The sequence below is a fragment of the Pseudomonas sp. FG6 genome (assembly GCF_057809015.1).
This window is the reverse complement of the sequence record NZ_JBMDJD010000019.1, coordinates 18754-37972: the sequence shown is the minus strand read 5'-3', so window position 1 is coordinate 37972 and position 19219 is coordinate 18754. Positions and strand designations below refer to the sequence as shown.

The window sequence follows — 19219 nt, the reverse complement described above, 5'->3', positions numbered from 1 at the left end:
TATGTTCCTGCGCCATTTCATCGTTGTCAGTCTCATCGCCCTGCTCGCCGGCTGTACCGGCCTGGGCACCCGTGAATCCGTCCAGGGCCACGGCAATCCGGCCCAGTGGCGTGTCCACAAGGAACAACTCGCCGCCCTCGACGGCTGGCAGATCGACGGCAAGATCGGCATACGCGCCCCCAAGGATTCCGGCAGCGGCACGCTGTTCTGGCTGCAGCGCCAGGATTACTACGACATCCGCCTGTCCGGCCCGCTGGGTCGCGGTGCAGCGCGCCTGACCGGGCGCCCCGGCCAGGCCTCGCTGGAAGTCGCCAACCAGGGCCGCTACGAGGCGCCCACGCCTGAAGCGCTGCTGGAGGAACAACTGGGCTGGCAACTGCCGGTGTCCCATCTGACCTGGTGGGTCCGCGGGCTGCCCGCACCGGACAGCAAGAGCCGCCTGACCCTGGACGCCGACAGCCGCCTGTCCAACCTGGAACAGGATGACTGGCGGATCGAATACCTGAGCTATGCCCAGCAGAACGGCTACTGGCTGCCCGAGCGGATCAAACTGCACGGCAGCAACCTGGACGTCACGCTGGTGATCAAGCAATGGCAGCCGCGCAAGCTGGGGCAATGACATGACCGCTGCGCGCCTGACCCTGCCCTCCCCGGCCAAGCTCAACCTGATGCTGCACATCCTCGGTCGTCGCCCGGACGGTTATCACGAGCTGCAGACGATTTTTCAGTTCCTGGACTACGGTGACGAAATCACCTTTGCCGTGCGCGACGATGGCGTGATTCGCCTGCACACCGAATTCGAGGGTGTTCCCCACGACAGCAACCTGATCGTGCGGGCCGCGAAAAAACTCCAGGAACAATCCGGTTGCTCATTGGGCATCGATATCTGGATCGAAAAAATTCTGCCCATGGGCGGCGGCATCGGTGGCGGCAGTTCCAATGCGGCGACCACCCTGCTCGGCCTTAACCACTTGTGGCAGCTGGGCTGGGACGAGGATCGCCTCGCGGCCCTGGGCCTGACGCTGGGCGCCGACGTCCCGGTTTTCGTGCGTGGACACGCCGCTTTTGCCGAGGGCGTCGGGGAAAAACTCACGCCGGTAGAGCCCGAAGAACCCTGGTACCTGGTACTCGTGCCGCAAGTATCTGTAAGTACAGCAGAAATTTTTTCAGATCCACTGTTGACACGTAACTCTCCTCCCATTAAAGTGCGCCCCGTTCCCAAGGGAAACAGTCGAAATGACTGCTTACCGGTGGTAGCAAGGCGTTACCCAGATGTTCGTAACGCATTGGATTTGTTAGGTAATTTTACCGAAGCAAAACTCACCGGAACTGGAAGTTGTGTGTTTGGGGGCTTCCCAAGCAAAGCTGAAGCTGATAAAGTCTCGGCCCTTCTTACAGAGACCCTTACAGGGTTTGTAGCAAAAGGAAGCAACGTCTCGATGTTGCATCGCAAGCTGCAAGACCTGCTCTAAAAGGAATCGAGTGCTGGGCACTCGCAGCAACAGATACAGGGGCGTCGCCAAGCGGTAAGGCAGCAGGTTTTGATCCTGCCATGCGTTGGTTCGAATCCAGCCGCCCCTGCCATTTTCCTATACTCATCCAGGTTACCCTCAGCCTTCAGGTACTGCGCGTGTCCAAGATGATGGTCTTTACGGGGAACGCTAACCCCGATCTGGCTCGGCGTGTCGTACGTCAGCTGCATATCCCTCTCGGTGACATTTCTGTCGGTAAGTTCTCCGACGGCGAAATCACTGCCGAGATCAATGAAAACGTTCGCGGTAAAGACGTCTTCATTATTCAGCCGACTTGCGCTCCGACCAACGATAACCTGATGGAACTCGTCGTGATGGCTGATGCCTTCCGCCGTTCCTCGGCTACTCGTATCACTGCTGTTATTCCTTACTTTGGTTATGCCCGTCAGGATCGCCGTCCGCGTTCCGCACGTGTGGCAATCAGCGCGAAAGTCGTGGCTGATATGCTGACCGTAGTCGGCATCGACCGTGTTCTCACGGTTGACCTGCATGCTGACCAGATTCAGGGTTTCTTCGATATCCCCGTGGACAACATCTACGGCTCCCCCGTTCTGGTGGACGATATCGAAGACCAGCGCTTCGAAAACCTGATGATCGTGTCCCCGGACATTGGCGGCGTCGTGCGTGCACGGGCTGTTGCCAAATCCCTGGGCGTGGATCTGGGTATCATCGACAAACGCCGTGAGAAAGCCAATCACTCCGAAGTGATGCATATCATCGGTGACGTCGAAGGGCGTACCTGCATTCTGGTCGATGACATGGTCGATACCGCCGGCACCCTGTGCCACGCGGCCAAGGCCCTGAAAGAGCATGGCGCAGCCAAGGTCTTTGCCTACTGCACACACCCTGTGCTGTCGGGTCGAGCGATCGAAAACATTGAAAATTCCGTGCTGGACGAGCTGGTGGTGACCAACACCATCCCGCTGTCCGCTGCAGCACAAGCCTGCGTGCGTATCCGCCAACTGGATATCGCGCCGGTGGTTGCCGAGGCGGTTCGCCGCATCAGCAATGAAGAATCGATCAGTGCGATGTTCCGCTAAGGGCTCTGCCCTGCGATGATATCCCGCTGACGAAACGCGCCCCGCCCCAACACTCATGTTGGGGCGGGGCTTTTTTGCCCATGCCGCTTTGATGTCGGTCGCAGACGTCACCCGGCATGGCTATTTTGGAGATACAAAATGACTGATTTCACCCTGAACGCCCAAGCGCGTACCGACCTGGGGAAAGGTGCGAGCCGCCGCCTGCGTCGTCTCGCCAGCCAAGTTCCTGCCGTTGTATACGGTGGCGACAAGGCCCCTGAGTCCATCACCATGCTGGCCAAAGAAGTGGCCAAGCTGTTCGAAGACGAGGCTGCTTTCAGCCACGTGATCGAGCTGAACGTTGATGGCAAGAAGCAGAACGTCATCGTTAAAGCGATGCAGCGTCACCCGGCCAAGCAGTTCATCATGCACGCTGACTTCATTCGCGTCGTGGCTGGCCAGAAACTGACCGCTACCGTTCCAGTGCACTTCATCAACGAAGCTGCTCCAATCAAGAAAGGCGGCGAAATCTCGCACGTGACTTCCGAACTGGAAATCACCTGCCTGCCGAAAGACCTGCCTGAATTCATCGAAGTCGACCTGGCTGACGCCGAAATCGGCACGATCATTCACCTGTCCAACCTCAAGGCCCCTAAAGGCGTTGAGTTCGTTGCCCTGGCGCACGGCGATGACAAGGCTGTTGCCAACGTCCACGCTCCACGTGTTGCTCCAGAAGCTGCCGAAGAAGGCGCAGCAGAGTAATTTCACTCTGTCGCCGGAGTGACCGGAAACATCGCGGACTGGAACGTAGCGAAACAGCGGGCGAGAACGCGAAGTTTACTTAACGGTAGATTCGCCATTTTCGTCCACTGTCGCAGAACCACCAGATTGCGACCTTGTTATCCACACTCCAGGAAGGGCCCCTATCGTGACTGCCATTAAACTGATCGTTGGCCTGGGAAATCCAGGCGCTGAATACGAACAGACCCGGCATAACGCAGGGGCCCTTTTTGTTGAGCGCATCGCGCATGCACAAGGCGTCAGCCTGGCAGCCGATCGCAAATATTTTGGCCTGACCGGGCGCTTCTCGCACCAGGGTCAGGATGTTCGTCTGTTGATCCCCACCACCTACATGAACCGCAGCGGCCAGGCCGTGGCGGCATTGGCGGGTTTCTTTCGCATCAAGCCTGAAGAAATCCTGGTGGCCCACGACGAACTCGACCTGCCTCCGGGCGTTGCCAAGCTCAAGCAGGGCGGCGGCCATGGCGGTCACAACGGGCTGCGCGACATCATTGCGCAGCTGGGCAACCAGAACACCTTTCACCGCCTGCGACTTGGCATCGGCCATCCAGGCGTTGCCAGCATGGTTTCAAACTTTGTCCTGGGTCGCGCGCCTCGCGCCGAACAGGAAAAACTCGATGCCAGCATCGACTTTGCCCTCGGCGTGCTGCCGGATATCCTCGCCGGTGAATGGAACCGTGCGATGAAAAACCTGCACAGCCAGAAGGCCTGACTCTAACTCCTAGGGGAAACACCATGGGATTCAATTGCGGCATCGTCGGCCTGCCTAACGTCGGCAAGTCCACCCTGTTCAACGCCCTGACCAAATCCGGTATCGCGGCCGAGAACTTCCCCTTCTGCACCATCGAGCCGAACAGCGGCATCGTGCCGATGCCGGACGCGCGCCTGGATGCACTGGCACTCATCGTCAATCCCAAGCGCATCCTGCCGACCACCATGGAATTCGTCGACATCGCAGGCCTGGTGGCCGGCGCCTCGAAAGGTGAAGGCCTGGGCAACAAGTTTCTGGCCAACATCCGCGAAACCGATGCCATCGCCCACGTGGTGCGCTGCTTCGAAGACGAGAACGTGATTCACGTCTCCAACAGCGTCGACCCGAAACGTGACATCGAGATCATCGACCTGGAACTGATCTTCGCCGACCTCGACAGCTGCGAGAAACAACTGCAGAAAGTCGCGCGCAACGCCAAGGGCGGTGACAAGGACGCAGTGGTCCAGAAAGGCCTGCTGGAGCAGCTGATCGCTCACTTCACCGAAGGCAAGCCAGCGCGCAGCCTGATGAAGAACATGGGCACCGACGAAAAAGCGGTGATCAAGGGCTTCCACCTGCTGACCACCAAGCCGGTCATGTACATCGCCAACGTGGCTGAAGACGGCTTCGAGAACAACCCGCACCTGGACGTGGTCAAGGCCATCGCCGAAGAAGAAGGCGCCGTGGTTGTACCGGTGTGCAACAAGATCGAAGCGGAAATCGCCGAACTCGATGACGGCGAAGAGAAAGACATGTTCCTCGAAGCCCTGGGCCTCGAAGAGCCTGGCCTGAACCGCGTGATCCGCGCCGGCTACGAGATGCTGCACCTGCAGACCTACTTCACCGCCGGTGTCGAAGAGGTCCGCGCCTGGACCGTCCGCGTCGGCGCCACTGCACCACAAGCCGCTGGCGTGATCCACACCGACTTCGAGAAAGGCTTCATCCGCGCCGAAGTCATCGCCTACAACGACTTCATCCAGTTCAAGGGTGAAGCCGGTGCCAAGGAAGCCGGTAAATGGCGCCTGGAAGGCAAGGAATACATCGTCAAGGACGGCGACGTGATGCACTTCCGCTTCAACGTCTGATTCGCAGATAGCCTTTCGAGAGTCCCGAGGATGGCCTCGGGCTCCTGAAAATACGCAAAAGCCCCGAATTTTCGGGGCTTTTGCGTTTCTATCGTTTGGACGAAAGAACCGTCCCGCACAGGCAAAAAAACGCGGGCAACGCCCTCTCTAACGCAGGTCCGCATACGGCAAGATCGGCTCCACCGGCAGCGGCAGGTTGCCTTGCCAAGGGTCGAAGGTGTAGCGCAAGTACAGCAAGGCGCGGCTCGGCGCGTAGCCTTCGCTGCGTTGCCAGGTGATGCCGGTGCCTAGCACCAGGTTGTCGGAAAGACGTCGTTCTACCAGGCCCTGGACGCGAAAGTTGATGCCATTGCTGCTGCTCCCACGCTTGGTCAGGGATGGGCTGTCCACCAAGGTTCGGTTCGACTGTGCCAGAACATCTTGCAGGTCGGCTTCACGAGGGTCCTTGGGGTAAAGGTCCGTGCCGTCGATTTTTGCGAACGACCAGCCCACCGCGCTTTCGAGCAAGGCCGACCAGTCAGCGTTGCGCCAGGCATAGTTCACCGGCACGCTGACCGAATAGTACTGTTGCGGACTGTAGTAGCCGCCCTGGCCCAGGGTCGATTCGCTGAGGTCCTTGTCGTAGCCCATGTACATCAGCGTCAGACCGGTGCGCAGGCGCTCGTCGGCGCGCTCCACCAGGCGATAATAATAGCCAGCCATGGCCATGCGCCGCTGGTTGCTCTCCGTGTTCTCACCCAGCAGCCAATGGTTGCTCAGGCTCGCCCACACACCGTCCTTGCTGCCTGTGTCATGGCTCAGGCCGAGGGTGAAGCCGTTGGCGGTGACGCCGCCCCACTGGGTGCCCGTAACCGGATCGACCGCACCGGCATAGGACACCAGCGAGTTGGTCAGCGGCCGCCGCGAGACCGTCAGGCGGTAACCCAGCTCGTTCCAGTCATCGCCATACGTGACCCCGCCCACCCAGTTCGACACCGTGAATTCCTGTGGCGTATGGCCAAGGTCGAAGTCCCAGCGTTCATCGCGCCAGCCCATGCCCAGTTGCGTGCCGCGCACGCTTCGTGAATCGCCGGTACATCCCCCTTGCACCACCGCGCACAAGCCGAACTGGTCGGTACTGGAGAAACTGCTGACATCCAGGTTGATGTTTTCGGCCTGGACGAAACCCTGCCCCTGCGCCACCGGCGCGTCGATGCGCAGGATGGTGGTCTGAGTGGTCAGGTCCGAAATCCCCGATGAACTGTTGTCGGTGCGCCAGGCAATGTCGTGGTACAGGTTCACCGTCGGGTTCTGCTTCTGGTACAGCTCGTCGACGTCGCTGCGGATGCTGCGCTGCAACCAGTCATCACTGTCCCTGGCGCGGCTTGCCCGGGTCATGGCGCGGTTGTCGCGCGGTTCAGCCTGTTGCGGTTCGATCATCCCGGCTGCGCCCATGCCGCGCGCGTAATGATCCAACGCGAGCTGCGGTGCCTGCCAAGACAACAGGCGCGCCGCATCCCGATGCACCAGCGGATCGCTTTGCGGGGTCTTGAGCAACTGCTCGAACAGCGCGTTGGCGCGGGCCTTGTCGCCTAGCGTCGCCCAGGCATTGGCCAGCCGACGCTGGAACGAAGCTTCGGCCGGTACTGGCACGCTCACTGCTATCAGGCTGGCCTTGGCCGCATTCGAACGACCGCGTTCGATCAGCACTTCACTCAGGCCCAGTTGCGCTTCGGCATTTTTCGGTTCGCTGACCAGCACCTTGCGGTAGCGACTCTCGGCCTTTAACAGATCGCCGCGCTGCCGGGCCCAGTCAGCCAGGGTCAGGTAATCGTCAGGGGTCGGTACATCCAGCAGCAGCGCTTCGGCCTGGGCCTCATGACCTTCATCACGCAGTGTCCGTGCTTGGGCGAGCACCTGGCGGCGTTGCAGGCTCGCCCACAACGCGTTCATGTTGTCGTTCCAAAGGGCGCGGGGAATCTGTTGCAAGCTGTCCATCGCCGCACTGTCACGCCCCCCATTGGCGAGGAACAGGCCGTGGGTATAGCGCGCCTCGGTGTCCTGGCCCTGGCGTTGCAGCAGCAGGTTGAAGTCGCGGTCGGCCTCAACATCAAGGCCCTGTTCACGCCGGGCATTGGCCAGGCGATACACCAGCCAGGGATTGTCCGGGTCCAACACTCGGGCTTCGTTCAAGACAGTTGCCACCTGGGCCCAATCGCTGCGTCGAGTAGCACCATCGGCCTGGGTATTGAGGCGCTCCAGCGCCAGGCTCCGGCGCACGTTCTGGAATCCCGCCTGTTCCTTGGGCGTCAGGCTGTCGAGGTAACGCTCGGCCTTTGCCGGTGATTGCGACTGGAACAAGCGGACCATGGCGCGCACCACGCTCTCGTTGTTCGGATCGAGCTTGCGCGCTTGCACCAACAGGGCTTCAGCGGTGATGTCCGCGGACTCGCCGCGGGCCACGTAGGACAAGCCAATCAGCGGCGCAGAGTCCTTCGGCTGGGCCTGGCGCGCCTGCTGGTAGAATTTTTTCGCGACCGGGTAATCCTTGCGTTCCAGCGCTTCATCGGCTTTTTGCAGCAACATCCACTGGTGGTTGGCGCTCTTGAGGTCTTGCCATTTGGTCATCCAGTCGGTGTCCTGCTCGATGGCCGAGGCGCGGACGAAGGTGTTGTACGCCGCTTCGTGCCTATTCTGGCGCATCAGCGAAATACCCAGGGAGCCGAGCAGGTTGGAGTCCTGCGGATAACGCTTGAGCGCCCGACGCAGCTGGGTTTCGGCACCAACGTTGTCACCGGCCTCGATCAACGCTTTGCCTTTGACACCCGCCTGCCAGGCAGGGTCAGCCAAGTATTGCTCCTGCTCTTGCAACTGCCGGCTCGCATCGACGCGAAAGCTGGTGTACGGGTAGAACTTCAGGAACGTGCGCCAAGCCTTTGCGGTTTCGGGCCCTATCGGCTGTTTAAGCAAATAGTTGTATTCGCGTTCGGCGGCGTGGTTGCCGGTGCTTGGATCGCTGGCCAGTTGATGCAGGACATCCAGTGCCTGCGCGTCGCGTTTTTCGGCAAAGAGCAGGCCGGCCAGGGTCTGGCGCAGCGAGGCGTTGCCGGGGTACTGCTGGTCCAGCTCGCGCAGCTGCTCGATCACGCGCGGGCGCTGTCCCTTGATGCCGCTGCGCACGCCCAGGTATTCCAGGGTGGTGGCAAAGTCCGGCAGGTCCTCGCCAAACAATTGCAGGTAGGCCTGGGCGGCGTCTTCCGAACGGCCGGCGGTCACCAGCAAGTGCGCCTCTTGCAGGGCTTTCTGGCCCTCGCTGCTGTGCATCTTCAGCAAGCTTTCGGCTTGGCGCAGGACCGCCGTGCCAGGCGCCTGCTCGCGCAGTTGGGCGACCAACCGCTCGGCTTGTGGCCGATTCTTTTGCAGCAATGCCTGGCGGACTTCGATGACTTTCACCTGCGGATTGTCCGGAGCGATCAGCTCCAGGCGCGCCAGCGAGTCACGCACCAAGTCTTCGCGATGCAGGGCTTCACCTCTGCGGATCTGCTCCAGCAGCCATTGCTGCTGGTCGGGCGGACTCACAGGCTGAGCCAGGGCGCCCCCACACATGCCGCTGAGCAACAACGCAAAACCGTTTATTTTGCGCATGCGGCAGTCCAGTCAGGCACGAGGCGTCCGTCTTTTTCGAAGCGATAACGTTGTTGGTCCCAGCCCTGGCCGAACAGCGTCAGCGCCTGATTGTAATAATCATCCGCCAAGGCTGGCTGTTGTCGCAGGCGTTGGCGCTGGGCCTCAAGGGCTCCCGCCCTGCCCGGGCTCGCGGCCAGCAGGGGCAGTAGCGCGGCGCTGAAGCCGACCGGGCCAGTGCCCTTGTCGAGGCCGGTGGCGCTGTCGACCGTTTCCGGCACATGACCCAGCCGCGCCGTCAGATCGACCATGGGCTTGAAGTGTTCGATCAGCCCGGCGCGACCCGGTGCGTCCTTGGCGAGCATGCCCGTCCAGAGATAGACGCGAATGGCGTCATAACTGCCGACGCTGCCCTTCTGGCTGTCCACCGCCCAACCCTGTCCGGCGCTCCAGCGTTGCCAGTCGGACGCCAGGCCCTTGGGCGAACTTTCGATCAACAGGCGCCGGGTGTTGACGGCCAGCTCCTCCCAGATCGATGCTTCCTGGCCGAAGCGTGCCAGCAATTGCGGCGGCAGGTAGCTGGCATTCAGGCGCCAATCCCCGACGTTGTCGAACCCGACATCGCCGGGCAACAACATCAGGCCCAGCCCCGGCAGCTTGCGCAGACTTTGCGCGGCACTGCGCCAGAGCAGGTGACGGCCCAGAGCCTGATAAGCCGGTTGATGCCATAGGCGTCCGGCTTCGAGCAGGCTATAGGCAATGAACAAGTCGGCATCGCTGGCGTTGTTGCCATCGAGCACTTGCCAGCGGCCCTCTTTGTCGCGGCCCCACAGCCATGCCGGAAGTTGCCGGCCAAGGTCCCCGCCGGCCAGGTTGTCCTGGGTCCAGCGCAGCACCTTGGCGAAGCTCTCGCGGTCATTACCCAGCAGGGCGAAAAACAGCCCGTAGGCCTGCCCTTCGGACGTGGAGATCAACTGCTCCGAGGAGCGATCGATGACCCGTCCGTCCGGACTGAGCATGGCCTGGCGATAATTCTGCCAGGCCGGCCAGGCGCACGGGGCAGCCTCGGCGAAATCCGGCGTCGCAAAGACCCCGGCCAACAACAGCGCAACGACAGCTTTCACCCGATTACTCCTGGCCAGCCAGTCGACGACGGGCGGCCCAGCGCAGGGCGCGCCACAGCAGGAAGGCCGTGAGCAATACACTGGTGGAGGCCAGGGCCGCCAACAGGACCGGGTGCTCGGATAACTGGTACCAGAGCAGCAACCACCACGGAAGGCGCCCCACGAAGTACTGCTCGCCCACCCAACTGCTGCCTACGCCGCTGCTGCGGATCAGCACCACGGAGCCGGCAACGGCGTCCATTTTGCCGCTGTCGCCCAAGGTGTCGCGCAGCAGTTGGTAGTCGGCGTCATCGCTGCCCAGCAAGGCCACCACGCTGCGCTGCGGGTGATACGGGGACTGCAAGCCGACGATGGCGGCAATCGGTCCCTGGGCGCTGACGTCGACACGGTGGGCGCCCTGGTCGCGTTCATCGCTGAACTGGCCGGTTCGAGCGGACTTGCCACGCTGGTCATGGGAAGGTTTCAGCAGCCAGTCGCGGGTCCGGTCCAGCACAAGCTTGGCATCAGCCCCCTCGCCCACGCCCGGCGTCATGGCGCCGAACACGAGCAGGTCGACATCCGCCTTCGCGTCCTCCCAATTGTCCGACAGCCGCAGGCCGAACGCCGGCAGCCCGGAGCGCGCGGAGAGGCCGGCGAGGGTCTCGAACAGGGTGCTCAGTTGCACAGGAAGGCTATACGTCGGGACCATCACCAGGGTTTCCGACAGATCGGCCATGCGGCTGTACGGAAAACCGCTACGGGCAAAGGCGCGCAGGTCGGGCATGGCGATGTAGTGATGGAAACCGGACAGGTCGATCGTCGACTCTTCATCGATCACCGCCTGATTGTTCACCGGCAGCGACGTCTGGCAACGGTCGCGCTGGGCACTGCTGAAGGTGCTGGCGAAATTGAAGTCAAACCGCAGGGTGTTACGGTCGCCCATCTTCAGCGCCGGCACCCGTAGTTTTTCGTTGAGGTCCGCCGGTTCGTTGGACAGCACCGCCAGGCGCAGCTCTTCCAGACGGCTGCCGGTCTTGTTTTGCAGCGCCAGGCTGGTGATGAACTGGTTGTTCAGGCTGACAGCCAAGCGCGACTCGTCGTTGACCGACGGTGGCGTGTATCGGAGCCGGGTTTGCAGTGCGATCCCTTGGTTGCGCCAGACGAACAGGTCCGGCGGCAGATTCACGTCCACGGTAATCGGGCGGGGTTGCAGACCGGCGGCCTGGAGCTGCTCGGGGTACTTGATCAACTCGGCGAAGCGTACCACGCGGTCCGTACGCACCCAGTTCGGTGCATCATAAGGCACCCGAGGCTTAAGCGTCCGGACCTGGTTGACGGTCACCCGCGAACCACGGAACAAGTCCCCGCCCAGGGCCAGGGCGCGGGCGGCCACCGCCAGGTCTTCGTCGTTGCGGCCCAGCACCAGCAACACCTTGCTGTACGGGTCCTGGGGGTTATCGATCATTTGGACCACGGGCGCATCCACCGCCGGAAACTTGTCCAGGTCGGCCAGGAAGGACGGGCGATGATCGTTGGTCGCGAAGACAACAGCCGGCTTGGCGCGATGCTGTTCATCGGCGGGCGGCAGTTGGTCGAACAGCACCGGGAACTGCACGCCACGCCAACCGGCCTGGCTGCCGAAGTAGGACGCCAGGATACCCGCCGCACGTTGCTCGCCCAGCGTCGGTGCGTTGGCAAAGACCAGTTGGACAACTGACTTGCCCTGCCCCCGAGTGTCGAAAAAAGGCATCGGAAAGTAGGCCAGGTCGTTCTTGAGCGTCAGGGGTTGCTCCTGCACCTGGATCTGGCTGCCGCGCCCCACGTTCAACCATAACGTGCTGTTGGCCGGATCCTCGCAGAGATCGCTGTAGTGGCCGACGAACTCCAGGCGTACACGGTTGAAGTCGGAGATCAGGCGCGGGTCCAAGGCCACCGTTTGGGTGACCTTCTTGCCCAACTGATCTTTGTCGATTGGCACGACGCTCATCAACACATCGTTGAGGTACACGCGCAGGTGCGAGGTCTGTGGCAACAGTGAAGGCGAAGGGGTGTATTCCAACTGCAGTTTCGCGTCGCTGGCGATGCGGTCGCGGCGCAGGCTGAACTCGATCTGGTCACTGTTGCGGATACCCAGCAACAGGCTGTCGGCTGGACGCCCCAGCTGTTCAAAGCTGTAGGCGGTGGTCCAGGCCGGCAGGTTGCTGACCACCGCTGGCGCGGTGACGGCCTTGGCGCAGTCCACGGTCAGGAGCGCCAGGCCGGCAACAAGGTGTTTGTTGAAAAAGCCGCTCATAGTGCGCTCACTGATCGGGAATGGGAGAAAGGGGAAGCTGCCGGCATGCGCGGCAGGAAGCTGAGCAACCCGCGCGACAGGCGCAACGACGGACCGACGATGCGATGGACCCAGGCCGGCAGGTATTCGTAAAGGCGGTAGTAACCGACGACGCCGAGCTTGAGGATGTCCACGAAGCTGTGCAGCGGCCGGTCCGGGGCAAAGTTCTCGCCCCAGTTGAGCCAGGCGTCGGCACGAGCGAAGGTGCACTGCACAAAATCGATCTTCTGTTGCGTGCTCAGGCCGGTGAAGCTGATGCCGATGAAATTCTGGTGGCTGCGGCAGATGTGGCCCGGGAACAGGAACTCACGATCGCCACGCTGCATCATCAGCGAAATGCGCCCACCCAACGGCAGCGACAGCGCGGTGTCGAGCTGGATGCCCACGCCACCGTCGGAATAGTCCTGCAATGTGCCGGGATAAGAGTGACCACTCTCCAGGCGCACCGCAGCGGGCAGCTTGGCGTGCACACGGTGGGTCTGGCGAACCTGGCGCACTTCAGCGGCGACCGCCACGGCGGCCCCGATGATCAGCAGGTTGTAAATCACCCAGAGAATGCTCACCAGCACGGTGGCGATCTCGTTGTCGGGCCCGCAGAGCAGACGCCAGATGGCAAAACCCAGGCCCGCAAGGTTCAGCAACGCCAGCAGCAGGTAAGGCTGGGCGATTCGCCAGTCGAACTGGTTGCGCTCCATCAGGCCGCCCTTGGCGGTGACGTTGAACTTGCCCTTGCCGGGGTTCAACAGGGCCACGGTGGTGGGACGTGCGATGTACCAGGCCAGCACGGTCTCGTACACCTCGCCCCAGAACGTCTGGCGATAGGCGCCCTGCATGCGCGAGTTGGTCAGGCTGGCGTGGATCATGTGCGGCAGTACATACAGCAGGATCATCAGCGCCGGAGCGTGGATGATGTAGGCATGCAGGAATAGAAATGCCAGCGGCGCCGTGAGGAACACCAAGCGCGGCAGACCGGCCAGGAAATGCATCATCGCGTTGGCGTAGCAGATGCGCTGGAAGAAGGTCAGGCCCTTTCCGAGCAAGGGGTTATCGGTGCGGAATATCTGTGCCATGCCACGGGCCCAGCGAATGCGCTGGCCGACGTGCGCCGACAGGCTCTCGGTGGCCAGGCCGGCGGCCTGCGGTATCTTGATGTAGGCCGAGTTCCAGCCGTTGCGGTGCAGGCGCAGCGCCGTGTGGGCGTCTTCGGTGACGGTCTCGACGGCAAACCCGCCGATCGCCAGTACCGCCGCGCGGCGCAGCACCGCGCACGAGCCGCAAAAGAAAGCGGCGTTCCACATGTCGTTGCCGTCCTGGACCATCCCGTAGAACAGCTCGCCTTCGTTGGGACGCTCGCGGAACACATTGAGGTTGCGCTCGAAGGGGTCCGGCGACAGGAAGTGGTGTGGGGTCTGTACCAGCGCCAGTTTCGGATCACGCAAGAAACCGCCCGTGGTCATTTGCAGGAAGGAGCGCACGGGTACGTGGTCGCAATCGAAGATCGCGATCAGCTCGCTGTCGAGCAGCGTTAGCGCGTGGTTGAGGTTACCGGCCTTGGCGTGACGATTGTCGTTGCGGGTGATATAGCCCACCCCGACTTGCGCGGCGAACTGGCGGAAACTCTCGCGCTTGCCGTCGTCGAGAATGTAGATGTTCAGCTTGTCGGCCGGCCAGTCGATACCCATGGCCGCATACACCGTGCCCCGCACGATGGACAGGTCTTCGTTGTAGGTCGGGATCAACAGGTCGACGCTGGGCCACAGGCGCGTGTCGCGTGGCAGCGGCGCCGGCTTGCGGCCCAAGGGCCAGCAGGTCTGGATGTAGCCAAGGATCAGCACCACCCACGAATAGGTTTCGGCCATCAGCAGGATTATCCCGCACGCCAGGTCCAGCGGTTGGCTCCAGTCCAGGGTGGAGGTGTAGCGCCACCACAGGTAACGGCACGAGACGATGACCGACAATACCACCATCAGCAGTGTCGAAAAGCGCCCCGGAACCCGCCGCACCAACATGGCCAGGCCCCACAGCAGCAGGACGAAGACCAGTTGGGCCGAGTAACTGAAAGGCTCGGTGATGCACAGCAGCGTCAGGACGAATGCGACACATCCAAGCGCCGCGTTGACCAGCCGCTGGTGGCGACGGTCCAGGCCTTTCCACCAATGGCTGCTCTGGCGAGCCTGCTGGCTGGTCCAGGCGCGCCGAGGCAACGCTTCCAGCGCCTGGCCAACCTGCGCCCACAGGCGTTGGCACTGCCCGCCGACAGCCTTGAGCCAGGCTGGGGTCGCCCGTGTTCGCGGCCGTTGCGTCGCCGGACGAACCAGCAGCAGCCAGAGGCTTTGCACTGTATAGCGCAGCGGGTCGCCCAACCGGGGTGATCGCTTGGCCAATTGCGGGTACCAGCGCTCGGGCTGATCGAGCACATGGCGCCAGTTCGGCGACTCCAGACGAAGGAACAGCCACGCCAGGGCATTCAACGTCGCCAGCAGCAGCGCGACCGGCCACCCACAGTCATAGCGCCGATACAAGCGGGCATAGGGAAAAACGCGGGCGATCATGCCGTCTCCAGGCGTCGGGCCAGGCACCAGGTGGCCAGGCTCAATACATCCTGGGCAGCCAGGCTGGCCGGGGCATAAGCGCCCACCGGCTGCTTGAAGGCCAAGGCTTCGTGCACGGCTTCATCCTGATGCACGTTGAGCGGCAACAGGCGCGCGCCATATTGTTTTCGCCAGATCAATAGCAAGTCGCGCTGCAATTGGCTGACCGGGTCGAAGCGGTTGATCAGCAGACACTCGCTGGGGTCTTCTTCCTGTTGCAACAGCACATGGCAAGCGGCGTCCGCCTCGACGACCTGCAGGCGCAACGCACAGGGCCCGACACGGGAATGGCCGGGCAGGCGCAACGGCACATCGAACAGGATCCAGTCGAACTGCCCGGCCAGGCTGGCCTGCCGGCGCCCCCACAGCTCCGGCGCCTGGCGCAGGTGTTGCTCGACCTGTTCTTGCTCGGCCAGTTTCAGCCGGCCATAAGGCAGCACGTCCAACCCCGGTTCGACGGTCCAGGCCTGGGCGTTCCAGTGCGCCCCGTCGATCATGGCGCGCGCCCAACCGCTGCGCTCGCTGAGCCTGACATTGAAGTGCAGCCGAAGCAGGTTCTGCGGGCACATGTCGACCAGCAGCACACGCTCGCCCAGACGATGCAACGCATGACCCGTGGCCGCCAGCAGCGAGCTGGTGCCAACGCCGCCGCGCAGGCCACGCAGGCTCAGGGCCTTCACGACAGCACCTCCCGTTCGGGTTTGCGCGTCGGTGCCAGGACCGCCGTTCGCAGGCGCTCCACCTCCGCCAGCAGCGGCCAGCGTTGCAGGGTCTTCTGCAATTCGATCTGCGCGCAAATGTCCACATAGTCCAGTTCGGGCAAGTCGATTTCCGATTTCAGACGGGCAATGTCGTCGGCACGGTCCGCACGCGACTGCGCCCTGGCTTTCACTTGAAGCGCTGTGGGTAGGGCAGCCATCCACCTTTCTCCTTGATTCGTACGTAAGGTTTTCCGGCGTAGTCGACCACCACGGTGCCCGCGTTCTCGGAGACCGCCGCCGTCTGCGGCAGATTGCTCAGCAACGCCGACCAGTCGGGTCCCTGGCCGTCGGCCTGGGACTGGGCGGCGTAGAGGCGGCTGATGATTTCCGACAGGGCCAGGAAACTGCTCGGCCCGGGAATGTGCAGCGGGCCGGACTCAGGGGGACGGCCCATGCCCACCAATTTGATGCCGACTGGCACGTGGGTGATGGACCGGCTCGGGATCTCGCGCATACCGGAAATCTGCATGCGATCGCCATGCAGCGCGGCGCCATGCTCCGGCACGATCACCACGACCACCCGGCGACCGCTCGCCTCCAGTTGCTTGATGAAGCCACTGAGGTCGTCGATCAGCCCTTGGGCTCGCGGTTGGTAATCGGCACTCTTGGTGCCGCCATCGGGAGTCAGCGCACGGTTGCCGTCATGCAATGTGGTGGTGTTGTAGAACAGCGCCACGCGATCACTCTTTTCGGTTTCCCGGTGCTTCAACCAGGTGTCCAACACCTGGCCATCGCGCAGGATCGGCGAGCCGTCGAAGCCCACCAGCGTGCGCGGCAATTTACTGGTATTGACCGCTGGCCCCGGCAACGAGCCCTGGGCGCGAACTTCATCAAGGAAACCTTCGAATTGGCCGGTGTGGTTGAGCACCACTTCGCTGGCAAACCCCAGCTTGCCCAGATCGGCCATCAACATGCACTGCGGCGGCGCGGTGCCGTAGAGCTGCATGTGGGGAACCTGACCACAGCTGGCACGCAACAGGCGAATGGCCGCCGGGCCGCTGTAGGCAGTGGCCGAGTTGAAGCTGTCGAAGATCACGTCCATTTGCCGCAACAGCGCGTTATCGCGCAAGCCCACGGCGTCCAGATCATCCCAGGCCATGGAGCAGATATTGATCAGCAGCAGGTCGAAGGGCTGCACGGCAGACGTCGACGGCCTGAACTCCACCTGACGCCCGGCCTCGGTGCTGTAGAACTTCTGCAGATAGGCCTCAAGTGTCGCGCTGTCCGGCTCAGCGGAGCTCACCGCAGCCACGGGGGCGTCACTGCTCGACGTCGCGACCGGTTCGCCGCGGGTGTGCAAGGCCAGCACATTGGCGCTGGCCAGCCAGGCCAGCCCCAGTACGCTCAGGGTGGTCAGGCGCAGCCAGTGACGGGCGAACGCATAGATCACCACCAGCACCGCCAGCAGCGCACAGAGGTTCCAGTCGATGAAACGGCCAGCCAGTTCGATCGCGTAGGCGCCGCTGAAATTCAGCACCCCGGGTTGGTCCAGCAGGCGGCTGAAGGGCGGCAGCCAGGTGTCCTGGTAAAACAGCGCAATGCCCAACGGAATCGCAATGACCGTGCGCAGGACGCGCCAGTAGCGATGCGGCAACGGCAGCAGCAAGGCGGCGGCGAACACCAGGTTGGGTAAGACCTGCAGGTTCAGGTAGCCCGCCCACAGCAGCGCAAACTTGAGAATGAAATACAGGTTCCACGGCCCCAGGCCCGACCAGGCGCGCACGGGCGCTGGGCCGATGACTTCAAGCCGGCTCATGGGGCTCGCCCTGAACAGCATCACCCACAGAGGCACGGCGACGCCCGCCACGCGATTTCAGGTAGCGCGGTGGCAAGAGGCCCTGCACCCCATCCAGCACGCGGCGCCCCACCCGGGCCAGCACCATGATCAGTGCCAGGGTCAACAGGCTGCTAAGGCTGATCACCTGGATCAGTTCGGAATAACTCATGGACAATGATCCGCAATGGCAAGAGAGGTGCGTTCAGGCAAGTAGCCGCTGTGCTCGGGGGCTTCGGCCGGGCGACCGGCCGTACGTTCTGCTGCCCGTTGGAGCCGGGAAGGCAGCGAGGCCTGTGTGAGGAAAGCTTCGCGCGGCAGAGCGTCAACGCCGGAGAGGATCTGGACGTCGCTGAACAACTCGCGCCAGGGCAACCGGCAGATACTCGTCAATGCGGGCTCCAGTCCGTCCGCGCGACAGGCAAACAGGAACAGGTAAAAAGCCCCATCGACCACGCAGGCGACGTCCCCGAAACGACGCAGGTCGATTTGATCCAGGTACTGCTCGACGTCCAGGCCCCCGCGCGGCGTCAGCTTGAGCAACTGGTGGCTGATTTCACCGGAGGCGCCACCATAGATGCGCTCCACCGTGCCGATGAATTCCCGGGGCATCAACAAACCGCGCTCGGCGGGCGGGCGCAGGCGCTTGAACAGTGATTGGAAGTCGGTGGTACGGCTGTGGCGCCAGGTCTGGCCCTGGGCGCTGTCGATAATGCTGAAGAAGTACCCCAGCGTCGTCCCATAGGGCACCGTGATGTTGGCACCGCAGGACAGCAGCAGGCGCTCGTCCCGATAACGCAGGCAGGGCTCCATCTCACGCACGATGACCTTCAGTGCGCTGCCGCAACGATCGCGCAAGGCATGGATTTGCCGGGCCAGTTCTTCGACCTGCAGGTTGCTGTCGATGGCTACGATGATGCTGGCGGCGCGGGCGTGGCTTGCTTGCTGGAGCAAGTCCTCGCGGCTCTCGAACAACCGCCATTGATCCGACAGTGGCGGCGAACCTTCGAGCACCGAACGCTGGGTCAGGTAGATACGCTGGTCGTCGGTGTGGGTGAGTTGCCCGCGGTTCTGTTCATTGGCCGTCAGGGCAAAACCGTCAGCCCGCAACTCCAGCTCGAACTCCTGGCCACTGCACACGCCCAATTCGCTGCGCCAGTAATGCAGCTGGTAATGAATACCGCCATCACGGCGATACAGCTGGGCGAGCCCGGAGATCGTCTCGTTGAGCCGCAACAGACGCTCATGCAGTCGAGGCGCCTGGCCATGGCTGATCATCAGCAAGGTGCATTGGCGTCGACCCAGCCATTGCCCAAGGGCCTGGCAGCAGTGCCGCAACTCTGGCGCGACTTCACTCTGCCAGGCGCTGGCCGGCAGCATGAGCACAATGACACTGCCCCCCACCGGCGCCGCACGGCTCAGCTCGTTGACCAGCGATTTGAGAGTCCGGCCGATGTCGGCTGCCTCGATGTCGAACAGTTCCAGCTCGCCAGGACCGGCGCAGGCCGCCACTTTCTGGGCCACGCCCCGACTTGAATGTCCGCAACACACCAGGGTCGCCCGTGCTTCGGCCGACATCGCTGCCAGACACTGGGCCGCCAGGGTCACCGCATCGCGTGCCTGATCCACAGCCACCCAATAGAGCCCGCCGTTTCGCAATAACATCTGCTCATCACACAGGTCGCGGATGGCTAAGGTGACCTGACTCAAATGCAACTCCCTTTCCCTTTGAACCGGATGCAACGCGGGCGCGATCGGGATCCCCCGGCACTCATTGGCGAAGGATCTTTTCTGATGACGTACACAAGCGCCCCGAGCCAGGCTCAGGGGGAGACTGTTAAGTCAGCAAAAATGGCTGGGCCGAACC

General features: G+C 62.6%; 15 protein-coding genes and 1 tRNA gene. 7 read left to right on the top strand and 9 right to left on the bottom strand.

Features of this window, described 5'->3' with window-relative positions:
* The first annotated feature begins 1 nt into the window (after window position 1).
* From lolB to ychF, 7 genes are all read left to right on the top strand, one after another.
* On the top strand, window positions 2-619 hold the full coding sequence (lolB, locus tag ACODSJ_RS14325; protein ID WP_489102344.1) for a lipoprotein insertase outer membrane protein LolB: 618 nt from the start codon (window positions 2-4) through the stop codon (window positions 617-619).
* 1 nt (window position 620) lies between these two features.
* Window positions 621-1472, top strand: coding sequence for a 4-(cytidine 5'-diphospho)-2-C-methyl-D-erythritol kinase (ispE, locus tag ACODSJ_RS14320; protein ID WP_489102343.1), 852 nt, complete (start codon window positions 621-623; stop codon window positions 1470-1472).
* Between the two features lie 37 nt (window positions 1473-1509).
* Window positions 1510-1584 (top strand) — tRNA-Gln (locus ACODSJ_RS14315).
* Between the two features lie 46 nt (window positions 1585-1630).
* Window positions 1631-2572, top strand: a complete 942-nt coding sequence (locus ACODSJ_RS14310; RefSeq protein ID WP_003205529.1) for a ribose-phosphate pyrophosphokinase — start codon at window positions 1631-1633, stop codon at window positions 2570-2572.
* A gap of 138 nt (window positions 2573-2710) precedes the next feature.
* Window positions 2711-3313 carry a 50S ribosomal protein L25/general stress protein Ctc gene (locus tag ACODSJ_RS14305; protein ID WP_489102342.1) on the top strand — a complete coding sequence of 201 codons (603 nt, stop codon included), beginning with the start codon at window positions 2711-2713 and terminating at the stop codon, window positions 3311-3313.
* Window positions 3314-3479: 166 nt separating this feature from the next.
* Window positions 3480-4064, top strand: coding sequence for an aminoacyl-tRNA hydrolase (gene pth, locus ACODSJ_RS14300; RefSeq protein WP_003185374.1), 585 nt, complete (start codon window positions 3480-3482; stop codon window positions 4062-4064).
* Window positions 4065-4087: 23 nt separating this feature from the next.
* A complete protein-coding gene (gene ychF, locus ACODSJ_RS14295; RefSeq protein WP_489102341.1) occupies window positions 4088-5188 on the top strand; it encodes a redox-regulated ATPase YchF in 1101 nt (366 codons plus the stop codon).
* A 147-nt stretch (window positions 5189-5335) separates the two neighbouring features.
* Here ychF and bcsC read toward each other — a convergent pair whose 3' ends face one another.
* The 9 genes from bcsC to bcsE are packed head-to-tail and all read right to left on the bottom strand — an operon-like array spanning window position 5336 to window position 19062.
* Complete coding sequence (gene bcsC, locus ACODSJ_RS14290) at window positions 5336-8812, bottom strand: cellulose synthase complex outer membrane protein BcsC (RefSeq protein WP_489102340.1); 3477 nt, start codon at window positions 8810-8812, stop codon at window positions 5336-5338.
* A complete protein-coding gene (bcsZ, locus tag ACODSJ_RS14285) occupies window positions 8800-9915 on the bottom strand; it encodes a cellulose synthase complex periplasmic endoglucanase BcsZ (RefSeq protein WP_489102339.1) in 1116 nt (371 codons plus the stop codon). The genes bcsC and bcsZ overlap by 13 nt, the downstream gene beginning before the upstream one ends.
* 4 nt (window positions 9916-9919) lie before the next feature.
* Window positions 9920-12187, bottom strand: coding sequence for a cellulose biosynthesis cyclic di-GMP-binding regulatory protein BcsB (gene bcsB, locus ACODSJ_RS14280; RefSeq protein WP_489102338.1), 2268 nt, complete (start codon window positions 12185-12187; stop codon window positions 9920-9922).
* Window positions 12184-14778, bottom strand: a complete 2595-nt coding sequence (bcsA, locus tag ACODSJ_RS14275) for a UDP-forming cellulose synthase catalytic subunit (RefSeq protein WP_489102337.1) — start codon at window positions 14776-14778, stop codon at window positions 12184-12186. The genes bcsB and bcsA overlap by 4 nt, the downstream gene beginning before the upstream one ends.
* Complete coding sequence (gene bcsQ, locus ACODSJ_RS14270) at window positions 14775-15497, bottom strand: cellulose biosynthesis protein BcsQ (protein ID WP_489102336.1); 723 nt, start codon at window positions 15495-15497, stop codon at window positions 14775-14777. Before bcsQ ends, bcsA begins: the two co-directional genes overlap by 4 nt.
* The gene (bcsR, locus tag ACODSJ_RS14265) at window positions 15494-15736 is read right to left on the bottom strand and encodes a cellulose biosynthesis protein BcsR (RefSeq protein WP_489102335.1); all 243 of its coding nucleotides are present in this window, start codon (window positions 15734-15736) and stop codon (window positions 15494-15496) included. Before bcsR ends, bcsQ begins: the two co-directional genes overlap by 4 nt.
* Entirely contained in the window at window positions 15706-17334 is a 1629-nt protein-coding gene (gene bcsG / locus ACODSJ_RS14260; RefSeq protein ID WP_489102334.1) for a cellulose biosynthesis protein BcsG, read from the bottom strand. The genes bcsR and bcsG overlap by 31 nt, the downstream gene beginning before the upstream one ends.
* Window positions 17321-17524, bottom strand: a complete 204-nt coding sequence (gene bcsF, locus ACODSJ_RS14255; RefSeq protein ID WP_489102333.1) for a cellulose biosynthesis protein BcsF — start codon at window positions 17522-17524, stop codon at window positions 17321-17323. The genes bcsG and bcsF overlap by 14 nt, the downstream gene beginning before the upstream one ends.
* A complete protein-coding gene (gene bcsE, locus ACODSJ_RS14250) occupies window positions 17521-19062 on the bottom strand; it encodes a cellulose biosynthesis protein BcsE (protein ID WP_489102332.1) in 1542 nt (513 codons plus the stop codon). Before bcsE ends, bcsF begins: the two co-directional genes overlap by 4 nt.
* Between the last annotated feature and the right edge of the window lie 157 nt (window positions 19063-19219).